Here is a 26,000-nt window from a genome sequence, read left to right as displayed (position 1 = left end):
AGCAATTTAATTATAATCCTTTTTTTAACAAAAAATTTAATATTACTTTCTCATCATCGCAAGATAACAATCCATTATGACGTGCTTTTTCAATTAAATCAGGACGACGCAACATAGTGATTTCTAAAGCTTTTTGTCTACGCCATATATTTATTTTTTGATGGTCTCCATTTATAAGAACATCTGGGACATACTCACCATTATAATCATAAGGACGTGTATAACTATATGGTTCTAATAATCCATCATTAGCATCACTGAAAGATTCATATAAAATTGAATCTTTATTATTAAGGGTTCCAGGTAAAAGTCTTATAACAGAATCAATTAAAGCAAGCGCAGCTATTTCTCCTCCTGATATTATAAAATCACCAATCGATATTTCATCAGTAACAAAGCGATCTATAAACCTTTTATCTATACCCTCATAGCGACCACAAATTATAACAAACCCATCAGTTGTCGAAAGTTTTTCTGCATTTTTTTGAGTGAAAACACTACCTATCGGAGTTAACAAAATAACCGGTGATGAATGTAAGCCATTTAAATTGCGTTTCTTATTTATAGCATTTAAAGTATTTTCCAATGGAATTGGCGTCATAACCATACCAGGACCACCACCATATGGTCTATCATCTATATTCTTTCTTTTACTATCAGAGAAATCCCTAGGATTCCAAGTATGAATATTACATATATTATTTTTGCAGGATCTTCCTATAACTCCCATATTATTTACAATACTAAATATCTCAGGAAACAAAGTTATAATATCTAAATACATTAATATTCTAATGACCAGCTAGTAAAAATTTCATGATTCAATAAGTCTATTCTATCTATATAAAATTTAACAAAAGGAATTAATATTTCTTTGTGTTTATCTTCATTAGTATTTAAAACACGTAATATAGGATGAGCACCATTTTCAAAAATATCAGTCACCGTACCAAGAAAAATAGAATCACAATTTGAAATTCCATATAACTTACATCCTATCAAATCAACCCAATAATACTCATCTTCTTGTGGTTTTGGAAATAAACTTCTAGACACATAAATTCTACTATTACGAAGTTTATCTGACTCCTCTCTTGTATTTATACCTAATATATTTACTATAACAAAATTATTATAATTTTTAGAACTAGTTATCTCATAATGTTTATATATAGGATTACATTGACATTGTTTAGCTTGGCAATTGCAAAAAGATAACCACCAATCAAAAACAGATAACAAAGTTTCTTTGTTATCTGAATATGGATAAACCTTTAATGAACCCCTAACACCATATGAAGATACAACTTTAGCAAGTTCTATCAAATCACTGGGAACAGAATTATCAAACATCAATGACTCTATGTTAGAGACCTGAGGTCTGTTTTTTGGAATATTCTTTTACCAATCTTGAAACAACAGAAGATAGTTCTGCACCATTATCTTTCCAATACTTAATCCTATCTAATGAAATTCTAACTTGATCAGAACCTTCAACAGCAACAGGATTATAAAAACCTAAACGTTCAATAAATCTACCATCTCTACGATTTCTAGAATCTGTAGCAACTAAACTATAAAAAGGCCTTTTTTTTGATCCACCACGAGCTAAACGAATAACTACCATAACAATTTAAATCCTAATTAATTTAACTATAAAAATAGCTTGTAATTTTAACAATCATTCAGACAAATTTGCAAAATAAAATTTATCTTTTTTGTAAAAAATGCTCTGTAACTTCCAAAGCTTCTATAAAACACTTACGCTGCATAATAATATTGTTTCCAGTTTGTTTGGAAAAAATATTAAAATCAGAATCTGCATTAACATCTGTAGTTATTATACGCAAAATTTGCCCACTTTCCATTTCTGATAAAGCTTTTTTTGTCTTTAATATAGGTAATGGGCAATTAAGACCTCTTGCATCAATATAAGAATCAAATTCTATATCTTTACTTTCTTCAATATTCATGGCAACTATCAAATCCTACTCAATATCCATTTTTTTGTATTTTCAATGCCATCAGGCAACAATTTAGCATCATTAGTACTTCCAGTAGCAGTATTTGCACGTCCACCACCTTTGCCTTGAACACAAGATGCAAAAAAATTCATTATCTCACGAGCTTCTATAATTTCTATAATACTGTTAGAAACACCACAAACTAAAATCCCCTTATTACTAGATAAGTCATTAGTGCCTAAGACAACTATTACTTTTTTAAATCTATTTTTCATAAAATCCATAATATCTAATAATATAGACTGATCAAGATCTGCAAAAAAATAAGATACAAGTTTTATCTCATCTTGATTATCAATATTATCCATACAAATATATTCTACAATACTAGATGCCAATTTTTTACGCAAAAAAAGATTTTCCTTTTCCTTATGTTTAACATAATTTTTATATTGTGATATGCGATCTAATAATTCATCATTGCTAGAATTAAATATTTTTGCGATATCATACAAAAGTGAACTTTGTTTACTAACAAAATTTACCGCTTTTAATGCAGTACATGCTTCTATTCTTCTTACCCCATTAGATATAGAACTCTCAGTAGTAATTTTAAAAAAACCAATATCACCAGTTTTCACCACATGGGTTCCACCGCATAATTCAATAGAAGGTCCTATAGAAACAACTCTCACTTTACTAGAATATTTTTCATTAAATAAAGCTATAGCCCCACTACTTATAGCTTTTTCATATGGAATTATATCTGTAATAACATCACTATTTAAAACAATATAATAATTAACTAATTCTTCTATTTGAGATATTTGTGAACAAGATAGTGGATAATCATTGGTAAAATCGAATCTAATTCTCTCATCATCTACTAAAGACCCTTTTTGATGAACATGTGAACCTAAGATTTCTCTAAGAGCAAAATGCATCAAATGTGTTGCAGAATGATTTTTAGAAATATTTAAACGCCTTGTTCTATCAACACAGGAAGATACTATATCGCCAACTTGCAATATGCCATTCTGTAACATGCCACTATGAACAAATACATTCGTATTTCCAAGGAATGTATTATTAACTATGAAAACAGCATCATTACTTCTTAATACTCCAGTATCTCCTACTTGACCACCCAATTCTGCATAAAATGGCGTTTTATCTAAAATAATACAAACTTTCTCTTGGCTATTATCAATCTTATTTACAATAGCCCCATTTACATAAATAGCTAGTATTTTTGAATTCTCTAATTTATGGTTTTCGTAACCATAAAATTCAGAAACAAAATTACTACAATCCAAACTATAAATATTTGATTTGAATTTACCTGATGATCTAGCTTTATTGCGTTGAGAATTCATATGTTTATCAAAAGAATTCAAATCAATTGAAATACCTTTTTCTCTACATACATCTGCTGTTAAATCTATAGGAAACCCATAAGTATCATATAAAGAAAATACAATATCATCATCTAATTGATTTCCATGTTCAACTTTAGAAATAGCAGAATTTAATATCTTCATACCATGAATAAGAGTATCACCAAAACGGTCTTCCTCTTGTAAAATTATTTTAGAAATATAATCTGATTTTTTACTTATCTCTGGATAAGCATCACTCATTTCTAAAATAAGATCAGGAACAAGTTTATACAGAAAAGAACCAGAATGTCCTAATTTATAAGAATGTCTTAAAGCTCTTCTTATAATTCGCCTTAATACATAACCACGACCATCATTGCTTGGTAATACTCCATCAACAATCAAAAAAACAGATGCACGTAAATGATCAGAAATTACTTTCAATGAATTATCAGAATAATTTTTAATACCAATTTTTGAAGCAGTTGCAAATATTAATTTTTTAAAGGAATCTGTATCATAATTTGAATGAACATTTTGTAAAACTGCTGCAATTCTTTCTAAACCCATTCCAGTATCTATACATGGAACCTGCAAACGAGAAATATTTTGTGCCTTATCTATATAAAATTGCATGAAAACTAGATTCCATATTTCCACATACCTATCACCTTCTATGTTTCCAAGACCAGGAGGGTCCCCATGAAAATGTTGACCATGATCATAAAAAATTTCTGAACAAGGTCCACAAGGACCAGTATCTGACATTTGCCAGAAATTATCAGATGCAAATTTTGATCCTTTATTATCTCCAATCCTGGATATCAAACTACTAGGAACACCTATTTCACTATGCCAAATATCATATGCCTCATCATCATCATGATAAACAGTTATAAATAATTTATGAGATGGTATATTATATACTTTTGTAAGCAACTCCCATGCATAATGAATTGCATCACGTTTAAAATAATCACCAAAACTAAAATTACCTAGCATTTCAAAAAATGTATGATGTCTAGCTGTATAACCAACATTTTCAAGATCATTATGTTTACCGCCTGCTCTAAAACAACGTTGAGCAGTAACTATCCTCTTGTAACTAGCTTGCTCTTTTCCAGAAAAAATATCTTTAAACTGCACCATTCCTGAATTTGTAAACAATAAAGTTGGGTCATCAACTGGCACTAAAGAAGAAGAAGGCAAAATGACATGATTTTTTGATTCGAAAAATTTTAAAAATTTAGACCTGATTTCTGATGTTTTCATTAAAAAAATAAAAATATTAAGAAAAATTAATTAAGCCATAGAATAAAACTGAAAACTCACTTTTAATAATAACTCAATAAGAATAATAAAAATAAAACATAACCCAAATTGTTCATATTAAATATATAATAAACAACTGACTCAAAATCATAATATTTTTATTGCAAAGTACCATTTTAATATATTATATGCCTAAAAATGGAAATTTAAAATTAGGTTTTTTACCATTTATTATATCTGCTATAGCTTTACCCGAACCCATTCCCATAGTCCATCCTAAAGGTCCATGACCAGAATTTATATATAAATTATCAATTTTGGTTTTCCCTACAATAGGAACATTAGATGGAGTAGCTGGCCTTAATCCTGACCAATAAGAAACATTTTCAAAATCTAACGAATTAGGAAACATCTCCATTGCTTTTTCTAATAGCAAATTGCAATCAATATTATTTAAAGATCTAGAATAACCTGAGAAATCTACTGAACCAGCTATACGCATACGATCGCCTAAACGAGAAAAAACTAACTTATCAGCATTGTCTATCAAACTAACATATGGAGCTTTTTCTTTATTTTTGACAGGAAAAGTAGCCGAATAACCCTTAGCTGGATAAATATTAAGCTTAATACCTAATGGTTTTAATAAAATTGGGCTATAACTACCCAAAGTAACCAAAAATATATCAGCATCTATATTTTTGAAATATCCATCTTGATCTATTAACTCAACACTAGTGATTCTACCATTATTATATATAAGCTTATTTATGTTGTGGTTATATTTAAATTGCACTGATCTTTCTGAACACAGGTCTGCTAATGATTGTGTAAATTTACATGCGTCACCACTTTCATCATCTTCTGTAAAATAACCACCAACTAAACTATCTTTAATACTAGATAAAGCTGGCTCAATATTAATAATCTCATCAACAGATAATGACTTTCTATGTACTCCCATTTTTCTCATAATATCAGCAGTTTTTTGAGCTTTATGAAACTCATTTTTATCAGTATAAAAACTCAAAATACCTTTATCAAGAAAATCATATTCTATATTTAATTCATTACGAACATTTTTAAGAACGTCTCTACTATATTTTGCCAAATTAATCATATATTCCATATTGCGAATAACATTATTAGGCATACATTCTTTCATAAAGCATAAAAACCATTTCCACTGATTAACATCAAGACTAGGTCTAAAAGTTATAGGGCTACGCTTTCTCAGAATCCAATTTAGCGATAGTAATAAATTATTAAAGTTTGCCCAAGGTTCTGCATAAGAAACAGAAATTTGACCTCCATTAGCAAAGCTAGTATCTAAAGCAGGCTTAGAAAGCCTATCGATAACTACTATCTCATTAGCAATTCCCGATTGAGATATCCACCATGCACTAGATATGCCATGAATCCCACTACCTAATATAGCTACTTTCATACAAAAGAAACTCTCCTAATAAAATATTTAGGTTGAAATAAATGCATCTGAATAAAATTTATTTACAGGTAATCTACATTTCGTAATAAAATCTCTCTTTGCAGATTCGATCATGATATTAGAACCACATGCATATATTTGAAAAGATGATAAGTCTTTAAAATCTTTCATAACATATTCAGGAATATTAACCATAGACTCCGATATTTCATTTATTAAAACAGGTCTGTATTTAAAATTTACAATCAAAGACTCCCACGACTTTGCTAAATCATTCATATATATGTCTGATAATTTTCTAGCTCCCCAATACAAATATATAGGTTGAGAAAAAATATTTTCTCTTATTATATATTCCATCATTGATTTTATTGGAGCAAAACCTGTTCCACTTGCTAAAAAAATAATTGGATTCTTTGATTTTTCTTGAAGAATAAAACTACCAAAAGGCCCTTCTAAACGAAGAATATCATCTTCTTTCAAATGAATATTAGTTAATCCAAATAACTGATCAGTAAAAAGTCCACCGAAAAAATGTTTGATATGAAACTCTAAATATTGATCTATAAAAGGAGAATTTGCTATAGAATAACTGCGTTTTTCCCCATTTTTTAATAGAAAATCGACATACTGCCCTGGTTTAAATAAAAATCGCTCTCCGAATGAGATTTTTATTTTAAGAATTATTACATCAACAGTCTTTCTTTCTATAGAAATTACCCTTCCTATAGTTTTAAAAGATGGAGATTTATCAATTAAATGATCATATTGTATAACCATATCTGATAATGGATACGTTTTACATGTTAAAATGATGTTATTTGATTTTTCTTGATCAGTTAATGCCTTATTAGAATAATTAGATATTTCAAAAGACCCAGATAAAACTTTACATTTGCATTTAGCACATTTTCCATTACTACAACTATGTGGCAAAGCAATTTGCTTCTCCTTAGCGGCCTCTAGAATAGATTGATTGTTTTTTACCATCAAATATTCTGTACCAGGTTTTATCGAAATATGAAAGCTCATGCTATAAAACTCACTGTAAAATATACAATAATTATAAACATCTTAAGAATTAATATTAATGCTAATAATATTGATCTGAATCTAAACCCATAGCCAGAACTTACACATAGAATATAGGTAATCAACTAACATTTTATTAATGCCAATAAAAAAACAACTAAGTAAATAAAAAGAATAGATCATTATAGTAATATAATAATATTTCACAATTAAATCTTATTAACATAAAACAACAGTAATGTTGATGTTATATTTGATCATTATTATGATGGAATACAAGTTATTTACTGATTAAAATCCCTATTTTTTATTATATATAAGTATAATAGAGCATTAAATAAGTTTTGAAATTTATAATAGTAAATTATTGACTATGAATAAAATACTGATAAACTTTTATTAAACATGAGTAATATCAAAAATATATTGAATTATGTAGTTTTATAGATTTTTATATAAATCTAAGCAAGTCAAAAAACTTAATAACCAAAAATATTCTTATTAAAAATCAATCTCAGACTCTTTTATTTGTTATTAATATTAAGCATAAAGAATTCAAGTTTTTTATGAAAATAAATAAAAAATCAGAGAAAAACATTCAAATAATCAAAAAAAATGCATTTAAATGAACTAAAGACTTTGCATGTATCACAGCTATTAGAAATGGCTTCTAATTTAGAAATTGATAATGCCAATCGTCTACGAAAACAAGAATTAATGTTTGCTATAATGAAGAAAAGAGCAAAACAAGGTGAACAAATTTTTGGAGATGGAGTATTAGAAGTACTTCCAGATGGTTTTGGATTCCTAAGGTCACCAGAAACATCATACTTAGCCAGTACAGATGATATATATATATCCCCTTCTCAAATTAGAAGAATGAACTTACATACTGGTGATTCTATTGAAGGTGAAGTAAGAACACCAAAAGAAGGTGAAAGATATTTTGCATTGGTTAAAGTTGAAAAAGTTAATGGTGTATTACCAGAAGTTGTAAAACATAGAATTATGTTTGAAAATCTTACACCACTTCATCCTTGTCACAATATAAAATTAGAAAGAGAAATCAGAAGTGAAGAAAATCTTACAGGAAGAATACTAGATGTATTCTCACCTATAGGTAAAGGACAAAGAGGATTGATAGTAGCAAGTCCTAAATCTGGAAAAACTATAATGATGCAACATATAGCACATGCTATTGCATCAAATATGCCAGAAGCAACTTTAATAGTCTTATTAGTAGATGAAAGGCCTGAAGAAGTAACGGAAATGCAACGTACAGTAAGGGGTGAAGTGGTAGCATCAACGTTTGATGAACCTGCAAATAGACATGTACAAGTCGCTGAAATGGTAATTGAAAAAGCAAAAAGACTTGTAGAAATGAAAAAAGATGTAATTATACTGCTAGATTCTATTACTAGGTTAGCCAGAGCATATAATACTGTTATACCTTCTTCAGGAAAAGTACTTACAGGCGGTATAGATGCCAATGCTCTACACAGGCCAAAAAGATTTTTTGGGGCGGCTAGAAATATAGAAGAAGGTGGATCTTTAACTATCTTAGGAACAGCATTAATAGATACCGGAAGTAGAATGGATGAAGTAATCTATGAAGAATTTAAAGGTACTGGTAATGCTGAAATTCATTTAGAAAGAAGAATGGCTGAAAAAAGAGTTTACCCAGCTATAAATTTAAATAAATCAGGTACAAGAAGAGAAGAACTCTTAGTTAAGCAAGATATACTACAAAAAATATGGGTGCTAAGAAAATTTATTCATGATATGGATGATATAGAAGCAATAGAGTTTATTCTAGATAAAATGCGCTCCACAAAAACAAATTTAGATTTTTTCGAAATGATGAAAAAATAAAAACATCACATTATAAATATAATATAAAAAGATTTATGGAATTTATACCAAGACCCATAGTTAGTTTACCATCAAACTGTAAGAAAGTTTTGTTGCATTCATGTTGTGCTCCATGTTCATGTGAAGTAATGGAAGCAATGATTGAGGCAAATATAAAATATTCAATATTTTTTTATAATCCAAATATACATCCAAAAAAAGAATATGAAATTAGAAAGCAAGAGAATATAAGAATAGCTAATAAATATAATATAGAAATTATAGATTCTGACTATGATACCGACAATTGGTTTCTAAGAGTTAAGGGATTAGAAAATTCTCCAGAAAGAGGCGAGCGTTGCACAGTATGTTTTGATATGCGTTTTGAAAGAACAGCCTTATATGCTTATGAACATGGTTTTGATACCATTACTAGTTCTCTTGGAATTTCACGTTGGAAAGATTTTAATCAGATAAATAGATCAGGGATACAAGCAGCATCTAGATATAACATAACCTATTGGGACTATAATTGGCGAAAAAAAGGTGGATCACAAAGAATGATATTTATAAGCAAAAGAGAACAATTCTATCAGCAAGAATATTGTGGTTGTGTCTACTCATTAAGAGATACTAATAAAGCAAGAAGAGAACATGGATTTGATAGAATAAAAATAGGTGAAAAATTTTATAAAAATTAGAATCACACTTTCCACAAAATAAAATATTACAAATTAACAATGGTAACAATGACTTACCTTTGTTAAGTAAAATATAAATAATATACCTATAAAAATCAATGATAATTCAATTAAATGACTTGTAAAATTCTTTTTATCAGTATGTTCATGCATCTGAGGAATAAGGTCAGATATAGCTATGTATATAAAACTACTAGCAGCAATCACTAAAGCAAAAGGTGTGAATTGCCTTGCAGAATGCAAAATAAAATACCCAATGAATCCTCCAATTGATGAACAAAAACTAGAAATTAGAATCATTATGAGTGCCTTAGATCTATTAATTCCAGAATTTCTTAAAACAACAAAATCACATAATTTATGAGGAACCTCATGAACTGTAATCGATAAAGATGTGATAATACCAAGCAGTGGATATGTTAGAAAAGAAGCAGCAATCACTATACCATCAGAAAAATTATGCAATGAACTGCCTATCAATATAATAATACCACCGCTGCCAGCCTCAGTTTTATCATGACCATTTCCATGAAGATGACCATCACCTTCATAATGATGATTATGTCTCAACAATGATACTTTTTCTAAAATTACAAAACATATTATTGATACCAACATAGTAATAAAAATAATATTAGCGTTATTATTTAAATGATCATAAGCTTCAGGCAATAAATGCAAAAAAGCTACTGATAAAAAAATACCTACTGATATGCTAACAATACTATCAAGATATTTAGAAAAAAAATTATATGTTAACCAATTTGCTATGCCAACAGCAATTAAACCACTAGAAAAGGTAGAAATCAAAATATAGAAAAATATCATAAATAGATCTTATAAAATAATTAACAAATTAGTGAGCTTCTGACCAATTATAACCAACACCTAAATCAACTATTAAAGGAACATTAAATTCAGCAACTTTACACATCAAAGTAGGCAACATATCTTTCACAATTAAAAATTCTGAGTCCACAACTTCTAAAACCAATTCATCATGCACCTGCATAACTAATTTAGAATTTAAATTCTCACTGGATATCCAATCTTGGACTGAAATCATAGCTTTCTTGATTAAATCTGCTGCTGTACCCTGTATAGGGGCATTGATAGCTGCTCTATCTGTAGCTTGTCTGTTACTAAAAGATTTATTAGATAAAGATGAAATATATAATCTTCTTCCAAATACAGTTTCTACATATCCCAAGTCATTATATTTTTCTTTAATTAAATTAATATAATTTAATACTCCAGGATAACGGTCAAAATATCTATTAATATAATTCTGTGCTGATACACGATCAATATTTAGATTAGATGCAAGACCAAAAGCACTCATACCATAAATTAATCCAAAATTAATAGTTTTAGCTATTCTTCTTTGTTCTTCAGAAACATTATCAACAGAAATACCAAATATCTCAGATGCTGTAAATATATGAACATCTTTACCTTCTTGAAAAGCCAGTTGCAGATTATAATCTTTTGAAACATGAGCCATTACTCTAAGTTCTATTTGGGAGTAATCAGCTGAAATTAATATATTATTATTTTCAGCTATAAAAGCTTCTCTAATTAATTTGCCCTCTTCTGTACGAACAGGAATATTCTGTAAATTAGGATCAAAGGAAGACAATCTACCTGTAATCACAGAAACTTGAGAATAAGTAGTATGTAACCTACCAGTTTCTATATTTATCATTTTTGGTAGCTTATCTGTATACGTAGATTTTAATTTAGTAAGAGTACGGTAATCTAAAACTAATCTAGCCAGTTTAAAATCTTTTGCAAGTTTACTAAGAACACCCTCATCTGTAGAAGGTAACCCAGCACTTGTCTTACGAATAATAGGAAGACCAACAAATTGAAAAAGTACCTCACCTAATTGTTTAGGAGAGTTAATATTAAACTTACATCCAGATAATAAATATATTTCGTTTTCCAAATTTATGATTTTCTTTTCTAAAAAATTACTTTGGTTTTGCAAATTCAAATGATCTATCTTTACACCATTGGTTTCCATAACTTGCAAAATGATAGCTATTTTTTTCTCTATATCATAAATATCTTTTAGTTTTGAATCTTGAGATAGCTTATTATTAAATAAAGAATGTAACTGACTAATAGAAAGAACCCTTTGAGAAAAAAAATCAATAATAACCTCTATTGAAACTTCTTCTATTAATTTTAATTTTGAACCTTTACCAAATACCTCATCATAAGTAATACATTTATAATTTAAAAAGTTATCTACCAATTTATATAAATTATCATTATTACGTGAATCTACGACATAAGCTGCTAACATAACATCATCTATTACACCTTTTAGATTTATCTTTTCTTTAAATAAAAGATGTAATACTTTTTTCAAATCATATGTTACTTTATATTTGTTAGGATCTTCTAAAAAAAATTTTAATCTTGATATAACATCATCTCTATTTATAGAATCTGATGCTAAATTATATAGTGGTATATAATAAACTACTGAGTTAACTAAAAAACATATTGTTTGCAATAATGATGTATTACTACCATAAAGATCAATAGTAACAATTTTTGATTTATGTAATTCTTCTAATAGCAAAGATAAATTATTTTCAGAATCCACTATACATTTTTTTAGTTCGACGTCTGTATTTTTTAAAGAACTACCTGATAGATTATCTTTGGATTCCAGATCAGATAACCAAGAAGAAAAATCAAGACTCTCATATAAATTTTTTAAAGAATTAAAATCTATAGATTTTTTTTTAAAATCTTCTATTCTTTCAAAATAAGGAGATAAATTACAATCACGTTTTATTGTAATTAGTTTTCTGGTATTAATAAAATTAGGGATAAAATCTCTAATATTCTTACCAATAACACCTGTAATTTTATCAACAGAAGCAATAATATTTTCAACAGAGCCAAATTCTGATAATAATTTTAATGCAGTTTTTGGACCTATTTTTGCTACTCCAGGTATATTATCAACGGAATCGCCTATTAACATTAAATAATCTATAATCAAAGAAGGACTTACACCAAATTTTTTTAAAACACCAGATTCATCTAAAACCTCTTCATTCATTGTATTAATTAATTTTACTTTCTTATTTACTAATTGAGCTAAATCTTTATCACCAGTAGCAATAATAACTTGACATTCATACTTTTTAGAGAATAAATCCGATATTGTACCAATAACATCATCAGCCTCAACTCCTTTTATACTAAAAACAGGTAATCCTAGAGCTTTAATAATTTGATAAATCTTATCTATTTGATTTATTAAATCTTGAGGCATTAATGGACGATTTGATTTATACGAACTACATATATCATGCCTAAAATTTTTCCCTGGGGCATCAAAAATACAAGCAAAATAATTGGTTTCATATTTTGAAAGCAACTTTCTTAGCATGCTCACTATCCCATATATAGCTCCTGTATGATCTCCTTTAGAATTTTTTAATTCAGGTAAAGCATAAAAAGCCCTATATAAGTAACTAGAACCATCAACCAATAATAAAGATTCACTCATAAATTCTTATAATATAATTAAGAAATAATATATAACACTTAAGATTGTTTTATATTAGGCATTTCTATTACGTCTTCTTTCATGTTCTTGCAAATATCTTTTTCTTAAACGTATAGATTTTGGAGTTATTTCCACTAACTCATCATCTTCTATAAATTCTATTGCATATTCTAAAGTTAAATTAATTGGAGGCACTAAACGTATAGCTTCATCTGTTCCAGAAGCTCTTACATTAGTTAATTGTTTTTCTCTGACAGGATTTACTACTAAATCATTATCTCTACTATGAACGCCTATAATCATGCCTTCATATAAAGACTCTCCAGGTTTAATAAACATCCTTCCACGGTCCTGTAATTTCCACAAAGCATAGGCAACAGATTCGCCAGCATATTGACTAATAAGAACACCATTTCTTCTATTGCTTAAAGAACCTTCATAAAATGGAGCATACTCTCTAAAAACATGGCTCATTAAGCCACTACCTCTAGTAATACTCATAAAATCATTCTGAAATCCTATAAGTGAACGAGCTGGTATTACATACTCTAAACGTGTTCTACCATGATTATCAGGTATCATATTTTGCAAATCACCTTTACGCCTACCTACTTCTTCCATAACAGCACCTTGATAAACATCATCAACATATAATGTTAAATCTTCAAAAGGCTCATGTTTTACTCCATCAATATCCTTATAAACAACACGTGGTCTTGAGACTGATAATTCATATCCTTCACGACGCATAGTTTCAAGCAAAATAGTCAAATGTAATTCACCACGCCCAGAAACTTCAAATACAGTATCATCATCAGTTTCACGAACTTTAAGAGCTACATTGGATTTTAATTCTAAATCTAATCTATCTCTAATTTGCCTACTAGTAACAAATTTACCTTCTTTACCTGCTAAAGGAGAAGTATTTACCATAAAATTCATAGTAAGTGTTGGCTCATCTATTTTTAGTACAGGCAAAGCATCTATATTTAAAGGATCAGCTATAGTAATTCCTATTTCTACATCTTCTATTCCATTTATAAGAACTATATCTCCAGCCTCAGCTTTTTCAACAGAAACTCTATCCAAACCTGAAAATTTTAAAACTTGATTAATACGAGATTTTAAAACTGGACCAGACTCACCCATCTTAAGAGCAACATCCATCGATGGATATAATACACCTCTATGAATTTTACCAATCCCAATTTTACCTACATAAGAATTATAATCCAATGAAGCAATTTGCATTTGGAAAGGGCCATCTGAATCATTTTGAGGTTTTGGTACATATTTAGAGATAATCTCAAATAGATATGACATATCGCCAGAACGCACATCAGGATCACTACTTGAATAACCAGAAAGACCAGAAGCATATACTACTGGAAAATCTAATTGTTCTTCTGTAGCTCCAAGTCGATCAAACAACTCAAAAACTTCATTAATCACAAAATCTGGACGAGCCCCAGGTTTATCAATTTTATTCACAACAACTATTGGTTTCAAACCTAAACTCAATGCCTTTCTTGTCACAAATACTGTTTGTGGCATTGGTCCTTCTACAGCATCCACTAAAAGCAAAACACCTTCTACCATTGACAATACACGTTCGACCTCACCTCCGAAATCGGCATGTCCAGGAGTGTCAATAATATTTACATATGTATCATTATATTCCACAGAACAATTTTTAGATAAAATTGTTATTCCTCTTTCTTTTTCAAGAACATTAGAATCCATAACCCGCTTTGTTACATTTTGGTTGTTTCTAAAAACACCTGATTGACGTAACAATTGATCAACTAAAGTAGTCTTTCCATGATCAACATGAGCTATTATGGCAATATTGCGTAAAGCTTTAGCCATACAAAATCCTTATTTTATAATTTAAAAAAAATTGTAGATATCTTATTCTCATCAAGCATAGCATTCGTTGGCTCTTCCATTAATAACAAAGAATCTAAATTAATTGCCTGATTTATGCAAAATGGACCTACAGATAACCTTCTTAATTCTACTAAATGTGCAAAAAAACCAGATTTTCTGCCAATATCCTGGGCCAAAGTTCTAATATAAGTTCCTTTGCTACAAAAAACTTCAATAACTAGATAGTTGTTTTTTAATGATAATAATTTTATATCATATATATTAACTTTTCTTGGTTCTCTATTTATCTCAATACCTTTTCTTGCATATTTATATAATGGAATACCTTTATATTTAATAGCAGAATACATAGGAGGAATTTGTGTGATTTCACCAATAAATGAATTCAAAATACTTCTAACAGAATCCTCATTCATCAAAATATTATCTTCAAATTTAGATAAAACATTCCCGGTAAAATCACCGCTATCAGTTTCTTCTCCAAATTTCAAAGTTGCTATATAAGATTTAGAAGAATCAATCAATTTAGCTGAAAACTTAGTATATTTCCCTAAACAACAAACAAGCAAACCTGTAGCAAAAGGATCTAATGTACCTGCATGACCTGCCTTGGAAGCTTCAAGAGCATGCCTAACTTTTTGCAATGCAATATTACTTGACAACCCTGATGGTTTATCAAGTAATATAAACCCATCAAGATTACGAAAAACTTTTTTGGACATATTTATTGTAAAAGTAAACTGAATAAAAAACTAAAAATCGCTATTAGCTTTATTTATCAAATCTAACAAATTATTAGCTTTTTCTATATGGGTGTCATGCAAGAATAACAAAGTTGGAACTGTATGTATATGCAATCTTTTATAAATGTATGAATGAAACCAACCTGATTTCTTATTCAAAAATTCCTCTACTATCTTAGGATCAACACCAAAGACAGTAAAATATATCTTGGCATACGCATAGTCAACCGAGAGATCTACCTTTGAAATAGTAACAATGCCAATTTCCTTTATAGTAAATTTTTGGCTAATTATTTTTGATAAATCTTTCTGAATTTGTTTAGAAATACGAGTATTTCTACTTGACACTTTGTCAATATCAATCATTTTCATAAATAGAAAACGTTCCTAATATATTATAATGTTCTAGCTATTTCTTTAATTTCAAAAATTTCTAACTGATCATTAGGAATAATTTCTGGATTTCCTTTCAATGTAATACCACAATCAAATCCAGATCTTACCTCTTTCACATCATCTTTAAATCTACGTAAAGAATCTATTTGTCCGGTCCAAACCACTACATTATTTCTAAATAATCGTACTTTTGAATCTTTTTTTACTATACCTTCAGTTACCATGCAACCAGCAACACTACCAATTTTTGATATTGCATATACTTCACGAATTTCTACAGTACCAATGATATCTTCTTTCTTCTCTGGAGCCAACATACCAGACATAGCAGATTTAACATCATTAATTGCATCATAAATAATATTATAATAACTCATTCTAACATTATTTAACTCTGCATTCTTCTTAGCTATGGCATCTGCCTTAACATTAAAACCTATTATAAAAGCATTTGAAGCCACAGCTAGATTAACATCATTATCAGATATTCCACCTACAGCTGCATGAATAATCTTTACCTTTACTTCATCAGTAGATAATTTGATCAATGAATTAGCTAAAGCTTCCTGTGAACCTTGAACATCTGCTTTTATAATAATAGATAGAATTCTAGATTCTATAGCATCAGCCATATTATCAAACATAGATTCAAAATTTGCGGCATGTTTTTTAGCTAATTTTGAATCTCTAAACTTACCTTGTCTAAATAAAGCAATCTCTCTGGCTTTGCGCTCATCATTTAATGAAACTAGAATATCTCCAGCAGAAGGAACATCTGTAAGACCATGTATTTCGACAGGAATTGAAGGTCCAGCCTCTTGCAAAGCAAGTCCTTTTTCATCCAACATTGCTCTAACACGACCAAATGTAGCCCCTACAAGTACAACATCACCTTTTTTTAAGGTTCCATTTTGGATCAAAACAGTAGAAATAGGACCTTTACCCTTATCAAGACTTGCTTCAATAACAACACCTTTAGCACTAACATTTACAGAAGCTTTAAGCTCCAAGATTTCTGCTTGTAATAATATATGTTCTAACAAACTATCTATTCCAGAACCAGTTTTAGAAGAAACCATTATAAAGGGAATATCACCACCATATTCTTCTGGAACTATACCTTCTGATATTAGTTCTTGCCTTACTTTATCTAAATTAGCAGATTGTTTATCAGCTTTTGTTAGAGCAACAATCATTGGAATAGAAGCTGATTTAACATGGCTTATAGCTTCTTTTGTTTGTGGCATAACTCCATCATCTGCAGCAACTACCAAAACAACAATGTCTGTAGCTTTTGCTCCTCTAGCCCTCATGGCAGCAAAAGCTTCATGTCCTGGAGTATCAAGGAAAGTGATTGAGCCTAAAGAAGTTCTTACATTATAAGCACCTATATGTTGCGTTATACCACCTGCTTCATTACTTGCAATAGTAGCTTTTCTTATATAGTCAAGCAAAGAAGTTTTGCCATGATCAACATGGCCCATAACAGTAACTACAGGAGCTCTTGTAATATAATCAGATTGATTAATAACATTAGACTCATCTAGAAAAGTCTCAGGATCATCTATTTTTGCTGCAACTGCTGTATGACCTAGGTCTTCAACAACTATCATAGCTGTCTCTTGATCTAGCACTTGATTAATAGTAACCATTTGACCAAGTTTCATAAGATGTTTTATTACTTCCGCAGCTTTTATAGACATTTTATGAGCTAAATCTGCAACCGTAATAGTCTCAGGAACATGTATTTTTTTAGCTATAAACTCTTGTTGCTGGTTAACAGAATCTTTTAAAGAACCATTAGAATTCTGTTTATTATTTTTCGAAGACTTGTTAGTTTTTATTCCAGAAACTTTCCATCCATCAGCATCACTTAATAATGTCGAACGCTTATCTCTTTCTAAATTTTTCCTACGAGAACTCTCATCACTCCAAGAGGAAGCAACATCAGATGATTTTGGTGACTTTTTTGAAGAAACACTGCTCTTATTATCTTTTTTTATAGAAGTATTTTTATTATTTTTAGGAGCAGGATTTTCAGTTGCTTTTGAAACTTTGCGTGGACGATTTAACATGTCTTGCAAAGCAGCAGCTTCAGCTTCAGAAGTTTTTTTTGAATCTTCCCTATCATTAATTAATTTTTCAGGTTTTTTTTCTGTTTTTGTAATTGTATTTTGAGTTGCAGCGCGGTTATTTATTGTATTCTTAGGATTTTTCATAATTTGAGACTTAGAAGAAGACTCCATCTTATTTGAATCTTTATTATAAGATTCAATGTTATTACTAATAACATTGACAGATGCCTTTGATGGCACATTAATAGCATTTTTTAGTGAAATTTTATGCTCTGTATCTTCATTTCGAGGTTTTAAAAGACTATCAGCATCAACTTTTAAATTACCAATATTTTCATTAACATTTATAGGAGAATCTTCCTTATCCAAATATTCACCCTTAACCAAATCTGTATCTCTGACAGAAATTTTAAATGAAGATTCACCCACATTTTCATTTATTTTATTAATAACATCATTATTGATTCCAACTTTTTCCTTTTCCAAATCTTTATTAAGATTCTCATTTTTCTTAATAAAAGTACGTTTTTTCAAAATCTTCACTTGAATAGTTCTTGATCTGCCCCTAGCATCAGCCTGATAAATTTCGCTAGTTTCTCTTTTAGTCAAAACTATCTTTTTATCATTATTATCTATACCATGCGCTTTACGCAAAGATTCTAATAATTTAATTTTATCGCTATTAGTAACAAAGTCTTTTACTGAACTAACACTAGCACCAGCAGATCTTAATTGATCCAATAACACATCAGCAGACATATTAAGCTCAACAGCAAACTGAGCTACAGTTATAATCGACATCAAGACATATTCCCTGTATAGCTAAAATAAAAAAATAAATAATATATATAAAAAAACCAAAATTCCAATTTACATTATTATTTAAACCAATCTTCACGTGCTAGCATTATCAACTCACTAGCCTCATTAAAATTTAAACCAGATATTTCAGATAATTCTCCAGCATCTAACTCTGCTAAATCTTTTTTGCTAAGAATATTATTTACTCTTAAAGAGTCCAATATATTACTATTGATACCTTTAATATCTAACAAATCAGATTTCAAACCTAAATGTTCTTCCTTAACTATCGCTTCAGTTAATAAAGCATTTCTAGCTGATAATCTTAAATTATTCACAAAATCTTCGCTAAATGATTTTATATCTAATAATTCTTGCAATGGAACATACGCTATTTCTTCTATACCAGAAAATCCATTTTCAATTAAAATATCTGCTTCACTATTACTGATATTCAATTTATCTACAAAATAAGATATCAATCTCATTTTTTCAGTTTCCTGTCTTTTCAGGCTTTCATCAGAAGTCATGATATTTATTTTCCAACCAGTTAAATCTGAAGCAAGCCTAACATTTTGGCCTTTAATTCCAATTGCTTTAGGCAAATTATCATCATCAACAACTACATCCATAGAATGATTATTTTCATCTACAACTATAGACTCAACATTCGCAGGAGACAAAGCTCCAATTACAAACTGCGCTGGATCATCTGACCATAAAACTATATCTACTTGCTCACCACCTAATTCATTTCGAACAGCTGTTACTCGCAAACCTCTCATTCCAACACAAGTACCAATAGGATCTATACGTTTGTCATTAGCTACCACTGCAATTTTAGCTCTTATCCCAGGATCACGAGCAGCTGCTTTTATCTCCAATAAACCTTGTTCTATTTCAGGAACTTCGTTTTCAAATAAATATTTTATAAATTCAGGCGCAGTTCTTGATAAGATAACTCTTTGACCACGAATATTACGATCAATTCTTAATACCAAAGCTCTTACCCTGTCCCCCATTCTTAAATTCTCCTTAGGAATCATTTCAGAACGTGGTAACCTAGCTTCTATTCTACCTATATCTACTATCGCATCACCCTTATCAATTCTCTTAATTATGCCAGATATTACATTCTCTCCACGACTAAGAAAATCATTCAATATTTGCTCTTTTTCTGCATCCCTTACTCGTTGTAAAATAGCCTGTTTAGCAGCTTGAGCGCTAATTCTACCAAATTCAGACTGATCTAAGGGTTCTTCCAAATAATCTCCGACATCAATATTAGGGTCTATGTCCTTAGCATCTAACAACATTTCTTGCTTGTCAGGATCCTGTAAGCCATTTTCATCTGGAACAATAAGCCACCGACGAAAACCTTCATATTTACCAGTATCCCTATCTATAGAAACACGAATATCAACATCTTCTTTAAATTTTTTCTTCATAGCAAAGGCAAGAGCGCCCTCTAAAGCTGAAAAAATAACTTCACGGGTAACATTTTTTTCACGTGCCAATGCATCGACCAACATAAGAATTTCACGACTCATCGCCATTTGCCCTTGAAATCTAGAATAGGATCCAATTTTGCTCGATCCACATCATTAAGAACGAAATCAATAGTTTGAATATTTTTTTTATTATCCAAACTATCTACATTTATTCCAAACGTAATATCACAAGAATTTACTTCATTGACATTATAATCAGAAGGTAAATCACTTTTTAATAACAAAACACCTCTAAAAATCTTTCTACCATTGAGTGCATTATGAAATTTAATTTCAACTCTTTCACCAATAAAACGCAAAAAATCAGAAAATTTGCGCAATGGTCTATCTATTCCTGGAGAACTAACTTCAAGATTACTATAATTAATATTTTCTACAGCGAATACATGAGTTAAATGACGAGACACTTCTTCACAGTCATCTATACTTATGCCTGATACTTTATCAATGGTAACCCGCAAAACACCAGCAGAAAGAATCTCTATATCGACAAGTTCAAAATCACTTGACAATCCCTGTAAGGCATTTTCTGCAATAGAAAATAAATCAATCATATATAAAATTATAAATGGATAAAATCCGATAAAGATAAAAAATAAAAAACCAGTTCAGCTCAAAAAAGCTGAATACGATAATCGAACAATTTCACGAATTCATGGTAAATCAGTGCTTGACTGATAATTTTAACAGACATTTGATTAAAATTATACTATAAGTATAAAAGTATACAAAAAAATCAATTGAAATGTCTTCTTTTTCTGCTAAGAACTCCTAAATTAGACTCATGAGCACTTGGATTACTAGGTTGCCAATCATCATTAGGATTAACAGTTGTATCAACTAAATTTTTTTTCTTTTAGAAAAAGCATCATTATTCTTATTAAAAGAATTTATCTTGTTGTTTCTTTTAAGAACAACTTTATTATCATGAATTCTATGAGCGCTAGATTTAGGAAAAGAATTTTTAACTGAAGAAGAATTGCTAGATATATTACTACTTTCATTGTTTTCATTGATTTTATAATTTTTATTATTTTTATTTATTTGGTAACTATTACCATAATTATTATTCTTTAATGTTTTAGATTCTTTTTGATATAAAGGACGAGAATCAGTTTTGTTTTTCTTAGGCGAATTAATCCTAACATTAGATTCTCTAGTGCTAGCAGATTTTGAAGAGTTTATAAACTCCTTTGCATTTGAAAATCCACTCTTAAGCATAATTGCCATTACAGATGAATCATCAAATTCATAATAATTACCACGACGCAAATTACGTGGTAACGATATATCACCATACCTTACTCTAATTAACCTACTTACCATAATACCTATATTTTCGAACATTCTCCTAACTTCTCGATTTCTACCTTCCTTGATAACAATCTTATACCAGCGGTTTGTTGACTCACCACCTAAAGATTCTAATGATTCAAAACGGGCAATGCCATCATCTAATGACACCCCTTCTTTCAAAGACTTCCTTTGTAAATCAGTAAGTTCACCGACAATTCTAACTGCATATTCACGCTCAAAATTATATCTAGGATGCATAAAATAATTTGCTAAATCCCCTGAGGTTGTAAAAATGAGCAAACCCTCAGTATTGATATCTAATCTACCAACAGATATCCATCTTCCTAATTCCATTTTAGGAAGATTAGCAAAAACGCTTTCTCTACCTTGAGGGTCTTTATTACTTACTATTTCTCCAGCAGGTTTATGATATACCAAAATTCTTGGAGACTTACGAATATTTGCTCTACGAATTAACTTCCCATTTAGACGAATAAGGTCGCTTGGTTTTACTCGTTGACCAATATGAGCTGGAGCTCCATTAACAGATATTCTGCCAGCAACTATAAGGTCTTCCATTTCCCTTCTAGAACCAATTCCTAATTCCGCAAGCACTTTATGCAATTTTGGATTAATATCATCATGACTTAAAGATTGTTTTAACTTATTAACAATATGATCAGATTTTTCTAAAAAAGAAAAATCCAAATTATCAACATCGTTAACAGGTTCATTAGCAGCACTATTTACACTAGAATCACTAATATTGTCTCTATGACGCCTAAATGGAGTACGTAGTTTACGTCCTTTACGAGATAAATTTACTTTATCTTCGCACTCACAATCTGATTTTGACAACTTATCACCATTACAAATACTGCTTGGTGTAACTTTATTATTAGTCACCTAGACAACTCCAAACCATAAACTCCTGGAAGGTTTACTAACGGCAGTAGATATTCCCAAATAAATTTTATTTTAAAATATAAAACTAGAAAACTTCAGGATCGAATAAAAGAAAGATGTTCAACACAAATAAATTCTTGACACTGTTATCTAAAAAAAACATATCGTTAGAAAACATAAATCACGAATAAACATAAAAAATATATAGAAATAATCGTTTAATTCTACATTATACAAAGAAAATATGTAAATAGGTAATTAAAAAATATTGATTAATTCTAAATAAACATTATTATACAATAATGGGTCTTACGAATAAACACAACATAAGACATATAACCTGCCGATATAGCTTAGATGGTAGAGCAGCGCATTCGTAATGCGAAGGTCAGAGGTTCGACTCCTCTTATCGGCACCAAATAAATTCTTATATACAAGTTTATCGACTGCAATCATATAGGTAACTACAGAATAATGCAACGAATCTAATAGTATCTGATTATAACCTGCATCTTATTTATTTGCTAAAAAATTATTTTTTATACAAAATATAAGTTGTATTGAAACAATCAAATATAAGTTACCTACAATGAAATATGGCATTACAAAAACAATAGCATTACAATGTTGTTTTGTTCGATAATTATAACATAATGATTGGAATTAGCTTATTATGAAACCAAATATACACCCAGAATATCGTGATGTTGTTTTTCTAGATGTACAAACTGATCATAAACTCATAGTTAGATCAACTGTACAAACTAGGGAATCTATTAAGATAGAAGGCAATGAATATCCTTTGTTTAAATGTGATGTAACTTCAAAATCTCATCCATTTTATACAGGAGCGCAAACTAGATTGGTGGAAACAGGCAGAGTTGAAAAATTCAGAGCACGTTTCTCTCGCACTGCTACACCTAAAACCAAACAATAAAAAATACTACAAGTTTACCTAAATTATATCAATATTTGACAATTGAATATTTTAGGTAAATTTTTCTTAATTAGTATTTTATAAAAATTAAGAATGGTTTTCTATAATCAAATATTATGTATTACAAAATCAACATAAACCATACAGGCAAAAATTCAATAGTTTCTTTTGCGTCAATATAAGAAAAGATAGAAATAAATCTTATCATTGTGAACTATTAACTAAACAAGAAAACATGATTATAGAAACAAAAAAAACTATATTAAAAGAAATATTGGGCCAGTTTTGGCCAATATTAATCACACAAATTGTCTCTGTATCTTATGGTCTGATTGATACAATTATGAGTGGACACTCAAGCAAAGAAGACTTGGCAGTTGTTGCTTTATCAAGCTCAATATACATAACAGTATTTGTAAGTTTAATAGGAGTCATAAATTCGTTAATACCTATAATAGCGAACAATTTTGGCAAAAAAAAATATGAAGCAATAGGTGTTTATTGGTGTCAGGGAGTTTGGATTGCAATCCTCCTATCTTTTATAGGTTCTATATTTCTATATTTTCCTAATATATGGTTTAGATTCTTTGGAAATATGGATGAAAATGTTTACTCAAATATATCTTCTTATTTAAATATATTAATACTTGCTTTGCCAGCATCTTTAATTTTCCGAACCATATATAATTTATGTGCTTCGTTATCTAGGTTTAAGAAATTAATGTTTATAAGCATATTATCCATAATTCTTAAAATTATATTTAATTGCTTGTTTATATTTGGATCTAAGCATATTCCAAAAATGGGAGCAACTGGAGCAGCATTATCAACTGTAATAGTAACTTGGATAAATCTTATAGTTGCTTTATACATTATAAAAACAGATAATTTTTTTTCCAAATTCAAACTAACTATATACAAACCAAAATTAACAGAAATTAAAGAACTACTAAAAATTGGCCTACCAATGAGCGGATCTTATTTAGTAGAAGTATTAACATTCACATCCATGGCAATATTAGTTGCTCAAGAAGGACTTGTGGCTATTGGTGGACATCAGATTATTGCGAATATAGCAGGGGTAACCTATGTATTTCCAATTGCATTAGGAATAGCTACATCTTCAGCTGTTGCACAAGCAATTGGAGCAGAAAATTATCAACTAGCTAAAGAAATAGGAAATATAGGACTAAAATTAACTATTTTTCTATCTCTTATAATTGCAATTCTTGTTTTTTCAAATAAAGAAAACATAATAAATATATATACCAATGATAATTTAATAAAAAATACCATTCTAAATCTTGTTATGATAGTACTGCCATTGTTTCATATATTTGATTCTATTCAATGCTTTAATTCATATCTATTAAGAGCTTATAAGATAAGCACTATACCATTTATTACTCAAATAATATCTTTGGGAGTCATAGGGTTAGGTGGAGGATGGTGGTTTGGTTTTGGAAAAGGCATTAATTATTTCGAATACATTAATAAAATTATTGCACCAGAGTCATATATTGCAGTAAGTAGTTTATGGTTATTATCCACAATAGGTATGATTGCCTCATCATTTTTTCTATATATTATATATATTAGAGTTACAAACAACTATGCTAATAAAGAAATCGACATTTTTAAATAAAAAAATGTTTTTTATAAAATTTTAACTCTTCTATAGACTCATAAATATCAGCTAATGCTTCATGTTGATTCTGTTTAATAAATTTACATTTAGTATCAGGATGCCATCTATGAATAACTTCTTTTATAGAACTGACATCTATATTACGATAATGAAAAAAATTTTCTAAATTAGGCATATATAATTTCATAAAATTACGATCTTGATGTATGGTATTACCACATAAAGGTGATTTATTGACAATTACATATTTTTTTAAAAAATCTAATATTATTATTTCCGCATCACTCTCATTAAGTTCAGATTTTCTAACCTTGTCGACTAAACCACTTCTGTTATGAACAGAGGTATTCCATTTATCCATTGCATCCAGTATTTCGTCACTTTGCTTTATAACCAATACAGGTCCTTTTGAAATAATATCTAAATTATTATTAGTAATTAGAACTGCAATTTCTAATATACGCTCTTTATGCATATCCAAACCACTCATTTCCATATCAATCCAAACCAATCTATCATCTTTTAAATTTTTCATATATTATCTACATAATTAGTTTTAATCTTACATTAATAATTTACTATATTTAGAGTAAGTCTACTATAGAAACAATCAAAA

The 26,000-nt window shown here is 29.3% G+C and carries 21 protein-coding genes and 1 tRNA gene; 5 read left to right on the top strand and 17 right to left on the bottom strand.

What is annotated here, in order from left to right; translation table 11 throughout:
* Nucleotides 1-10: 10 nt before the first annotated feature.
* The 7 genes from trmD to CKCE_RS01065 form a co-directional block, all read right to left on the bottom strand.
* Nucleotides 11-784 carry a tRNA (guanosine(37)-N1)-methyltransferase TrmD gene (trmD, locus tag CKCE_RS01095; protein WP_015238476.1) on the bottom strand — a complete coding sequence of 258 codons (774 nt, stop codon included), beginning with the start codon at nucleotides 782-784 and terminating at the stop codon, nucleotides 11-13.
* Nucleotides 784-1,353 (bottom strand): ribosome maturation factor RimM, encoded by a 570-nt coding sequence (rimM, locus tag CKCE_RS01090; RefSeq protein WP_015238475.1) that lies wholly within the window; start codon nucleotides 1,351-1,353, stop codon nucleotides 784-786. The genes trmD and rimM overlap by 1 nt, the downstream gene beginning before the upstream one ends.
* A 13-nt stretch (nucleotides 1,354-1,366) precedes the next feature.
* Nucleotides 1,367-1,627 carry a 30S ribosomal protein S16 gene (rpsP, locus tag CKCE_RS01085; RefSeq protein ID WP_015238474.1) on the bottom strand — a complete coding sequence of 87 codons (261 nt, stop codon included), beginning with the start codon at nucleotides 1,625-1,627 and terminating at the stop codon, nucleotides 1,367-1,369.
* An 82-nt stretch (nucleotides 1,628-1,709) separates the two neighbouring features.
* Nucleotides 1,710-1,973 carry a sulfurtransferase TusA family protein gene (locus tag CKCE_RS01080; RefSeq protein WP_015238473.1) on the bottom strand — a complete coding sequence of 88 codons (264 nt, stop codon included), beginning with the start codon at nucleotides 1,971-1,973 and terminating at the stop codon, nucleotides 1,710-1,712.
* 8 nt (nucleotides 1,974-1,981) lie between these two features.
* A complete protein-coding gene (alaS, locus tag CKCE_RS01075; protein WP_015238472.1) occupies nucleotides 1,982-4,615 on the bottom strand; it encodes an alanine--tRNA ligase in 2,634 nt (877 codons plus the stop codon).
* Nucleotides 4,616-4,799: 184 nt separating this feature from the next.
* On the bottom strand, nucleotides 4,800-6,062 hold the full coding sequence (locus tag CKCE_RS01070; RefSeq protein WP_015238471.1) for a D-amino acid dehydrogenase: 1,263 nt from the start codon (nucleotides 6,060-6,062) through the stop codon (nucleotides 4,800-4,802).
* A 27-nt stretch (nucleotides 6,063-6,089) separates the two neighbouring features.
* Nucleotides 6,090-7,094: a 2Fe-2S iron-sulfur cluster-binding protein gene (locus CKCE_RS01065; protein ID WP_015238470.1), complete on the bottom strand. Its 1,005-nt coding sequence runs from the start codon at nucleotides 7,092-7,094 to the stop codon at nucleotides 6,090-6,092.
* A 615-nt stretch (nucleotides 7,095-7,709) separates the two neighbouring features.
* Between CKCE_RS01065 and rho the strand changes: the two genes are divergently transcribed.
* Both rho and CKCE_RS01055 read left to right on the top strand, forming a co-directional pair.
* Complete coding sequence (rho, locus tag CKCE_RS01060) at nucleotides 7,710-8,966, top strand: transcription termination factor Rho (protein WP_015238469.1); 1,257 nt, start codon at nucleotides 7,710-7,712, stop codon at nucleotides 8,964-8,966.
* A 35-nt stretch (nucleotides 8,967-9,001) separates the two neighbouring features.
* On the top strand, nucleotides 9,002-9,646 hold the full coding sequence (locus tag CKCE_RS01055; RefSeq protein ID WP_015238468.1) for an epoxyqueuosine reductase QueH: 645 nt from the start codon (nucleotides 9,002-9,004) through the stop codon (nucleotides 9,644-9,646).
* 33 nt (nucleotides 9,647-9,679) lie between these two features.
* Here the strand turns inward: CKCE_RS01055 and CKCE_RS01050 are convergent, their stop codons facing one another.
* From CKCE_RS01050 to CKCE_RS01010, 9 genes are all read right to left on the bottom strand, one after another.
* Complete coding sequence (locus tag CKCE_RS01050) at nucleotides 9,680-10,474, bottom strand: ZIP family metal transporter (RefSeq protein WP_015238467.1); 795 nt, start codon at nucleotides 10,472-10,474, stop codon at nucleotides 9,680-9,682.
* A 28-nt stretch (nucleotides 10,475-10,502) separates the two neighbouring features.
* Nucleotides 10,503-13,181, bottom strand: a complete 2,679-nt coding sequence (gene polA / locus CKCE_RS01045; protein ID WP_015238466.1) for a DNA polymerase I — start codon at nucleotides 13,179-13,181, stop codon at nucleotides 10,503-10,505.
* A 54-nt stretch (nucleotides 13,182-13,235) separates the two neighbouring features.
* A complete protein-coding gene (typA, locus tag CKCE_RS01040; RefSeq protein WP_015238465.1) occupies nucleotides 13,236-15,050 on the bottom strand; it encodes a translational GTPase TypA in 1,815 nt (604 codons plus the stop codon).
* Between the two features lie 14 nt (nucleotides 15,051-15,064).
* A complete protein-coding gene (truB, locus tag CKCE_RS01035) occupies nucleotides 15,065-15,793 on the bottom strand; it encodes a tRNA pseudouridine(55) synthase TruB (protein ID WP_015238464.1) in 729 nt (242 codons plus the stop codon).
* 30 nt (nucleotides 15,794-15,823) lie between these two features.
* Nucleotides 15,824-16,186 (bottom strand): 30S ribosome-binding factor RbfA, encoded by a 363-nt coding sequence (gene rbfA / locus CKCE_RS01030; RefSeq protein ID WP_015238463.1) that lies wholly within the window; start codon nucleotides 16,184-16,186, stop codon nucleotides 15,824-15,826.
* Between the two features lie 23 nt (nucleotides 16,187-16,209).
* Nucleotides 16,210-19,086 carry a translation initiation factor IF-2 gene (infB, locus tag CKCE_RS01025; RefSeq protein ID WP_015238462.1) on the bottom strand — a complete coding sequence of 959 codons (2,877 nt, stop codon included), beginning with the start codon at nucleotides 19,084-19,086 and terminating at the stop codon, nucleotides 16,210-16,212.
* Nucleotides 19,087-19,163: 77 nt separating this feature from the next.
* On the bottom strand, nucleotides 19,164-20,636 hold the full coding sequence (nusA, locus tag CKCE_RS01020) for a transcription termination factor NusA (RefSeq protein WP_015389117.1): 1,473 nt from the start codon (nucleotides 20,634-20,636) through the stop codon (nucleotides 19,164-19,166).
* A complete protein-coding gene (gene rimP / locus CKCE_RS01015; protein WP_015238460.1) occupies nucleotides 20,633-21,151 on the bottom strand; it encodes a ribosome maturation factor RimP in 519 nt (172 codons plus the stop codon). The genes nusA and rimP overlap by 4 nt, the downstream gene beginning before the upstream one ends.
* 286 nt (nucleotides 21,152-21,437) lie before the next feature.
* Complete coding sequence (locus tag CKCE_RS01010) at nucleotides 21,438-22,799, bottom strand: pseudouridine synthase (protein WP_015238459.1); 1,362 nt, start codon at nucleotides 22,797-22,799, stop codon at nucleotides 21,438-21,440.
* 342 nt (nucleotides 22,800-23,141) lie between these two features.
* Here CKCE_RS01010 and CKCE_RS01005 point away from each other — a divergent pair.
* The 3 genes from CKCE_RS01005 to CKCE_RS00995 all read left to right on the top strand — a co-directional run bounded on the left by CKCE_RS01005 (nucleotide 23,142) and on the right by CKCE_RS00995 (nucleotide 25,381).
* Nucleotides 23,142-23,217: transfer RNA gene (locus CKCE_RS01005), tRNA-Thr, on the top strand.
* Nucleotides 23,218-23,472: 255 nt separating this feature from the next.
* Nucleotides 23,473-23,736, top strand: a complete 264-nt coding sequence (locus tag CKCE_RS01000; RefSeq protein WP_015238458.1) for a type B 50S ribosomal protein L31 — start codon at nucleotides 23,473-23,475, stop codon at nucleotides 23,734-23,736.
* A 235-nt stretch (nucleotides 23,737-23,971) separates the two neighbouring features.
* Nucleotides 23,972-25,381: an MATE family efflux transporter gene (locus CKCE_RS00995; protein ID WP_015238457.1), complete on the top strand. Its 1,410-nt coding sequence runs from the start codon at nucleotides 23,972-23,974 to the stop codon at nucleotides 25,379-25,381.
* Here the strand turns inward: CKCE_RS00995 and orn are convergent.
* Nucleotides 25,374-25,919: an oligoribonuclease gene (orn, locus tag CKCE_RS00990; RefSeq protein ID WP_015238456.1), complete on the bottom strand. Its 546-nt coding sequence runs from the start codon at nucleotides 25,917-25,919 to the stop codon at nucleotides 25,374-25,376. The two genes, CKCE_RS00995 and orn, sit on opposite strands and share 8 nt — an antisense overlap.
* Nucleotides 25,920-26,000 lie beyond the last annotated feature (81 nt).

Origin of the sequence: Candidatus Kinetoplastibacterium crithidii (ex Angomonas deanei ATCC 30255), from assembly GCF_000319225.1 — a bacterium.
GTDB classification, from domain to species: Bacteria; Pseudomonadota; Gammaproteobacteria; order Burkholderiales; family Burkholderiaceae_B; genus Kinetoplastidibacterium; species Kinetoplastidibacterium crithidii_B.
This window is presented reverse-complemented; position numbering and strand designations above follow the sequence as displayed.

Bases quoted from the DNA above. Each gene is read 5' to 3' on its own strand.
- trmD (WP_015238476.1), bottom strand. From the start codon at position 784: ATGTATTTAGATATTATAACTTTGTTTCCTGAGATATTTAGTATTGTA.
- rimM (WP_015238475.1), bottom strand. From the start codon at position 1,353: ATGTTTGATAATTCTGTTCCCAGTGATTTGATAGAACTTGCTAAAGTT.
- rpsP (WP_015238474.1), bottom strand. From the start codon at position 1,627: ATGGTAGTTATTCGTTTAGCTCGTGGTGGATCAAAAAAAAGGCCTTTT.
- CKCE_RS01080 (WP_015238473.1), bottom strand. From the start codon at position 1,973: ATGAATATTGAAGAAAGTAAAGATATAGAATTTGATTCTTATATTGAT.
- alaS (WP_015238472.1), bottom strand. From the start codon at position 4,615: ATGAAAACATCAGAAATCAGGTCTAAATTTTTAAAATTTTTCGAATCA.
- CKCE_RS01070 (WP_015238471.1), bottom strand. From the start codon at position 6,062: ATGAAAGTAGCTATATTAGGTAGTGGGATTCATGGCATATCTAGTGCA.
- CKCE_RS01065 (WP_015238470.1), bottom strand. From the start codon at position 7,094: ATGAGCTTTCATATTTCGATAAAACCTGGTACAGAATATTTGATGGTA.
- rho (WP_015238469.1), top strand. From the start codon at position 7,710: ATGCATTTAAATGAACTAAAGACTTTGCATGTATCACAGCTATTAGAA.
- CKCE_RS01055 (WP_015238468.1), top strand. From the start codon at position 9,002: ATGGAATTTATACCAAGACCCATAGTTAGTTTACCATCAAACTGTAAG.
- CKCE_RS01050 (WP_015238467.1), bottom strand. From the start codon at position 10,474: ATGATATTTTTCTATATTTTGATTTCTACCTTTTCTAGTGGTTTAATT.
- polA (WP_015238466.1), bottom strand. From the start codon at position 13,181: ATGAGTGAATCTTTATTATTGGTTGATGGTTCTAGTTACTTATATAGG.
- typA (WP_015238465.1), bottom strand. From the start codon at position 15,050: ATGGCTAAAGCTTTACGCAATATTGCCATAATAGCTCATGTTGATCAT.
- truB (WP_015238464.1), bottom strand. From the start codon at position 15,793: ATGTCCAAAAAAGTTTTTCGTAATCTTGATGGGTTTATATTACTTGAT.
- rbfA (WP_015238463.1), bottom strand. From the start codon at position 16,186: ATGAAAATGATTGATATTGACAAAGTGTCAAGTAGAAATACTCGTATT.
- infB (WP_015238462.1), bottom strand. From the start codon at position 19,086: ATGTCGATTATAACTGTAGCTCAGTTTGCTGTTGAGCTTAATATGTCT.
- nusA (WP_015389117.1), bottom strand. From the start codon at position 20,636: ATGAGTCGTGAAATTCTTATGTTGGTCGATGCATTGGCACGTGAAAAA.
- rimP (WP_015238460.1), bottom strand. From the start codon at position 21,151: ATGATTGATTTATTTTCTATTGCAGAAAATGCCTTACAGGGATTGTCA.
- CKCE_RS01000 (WP_015238458.1), top strand. From the start codon at position 23,473: ATGAAACCAAATATACACCCAGAATATCGTGATGTTGTTTTTCTAGAT.
- CKCE_RS00995 (WP_015238457.1), top strand. From the start codon at position 23,972: ATGATTATAGAAACAAAAAAAACTATATTAAAAGAAATATTGGGCCAG.
- orn (WP_015238456.1), bottom strand. From the start codon at position 25,919: ATGAAAAATTTAAAAGATGATAGATTGGTTTGGATTGATATGGAAATG.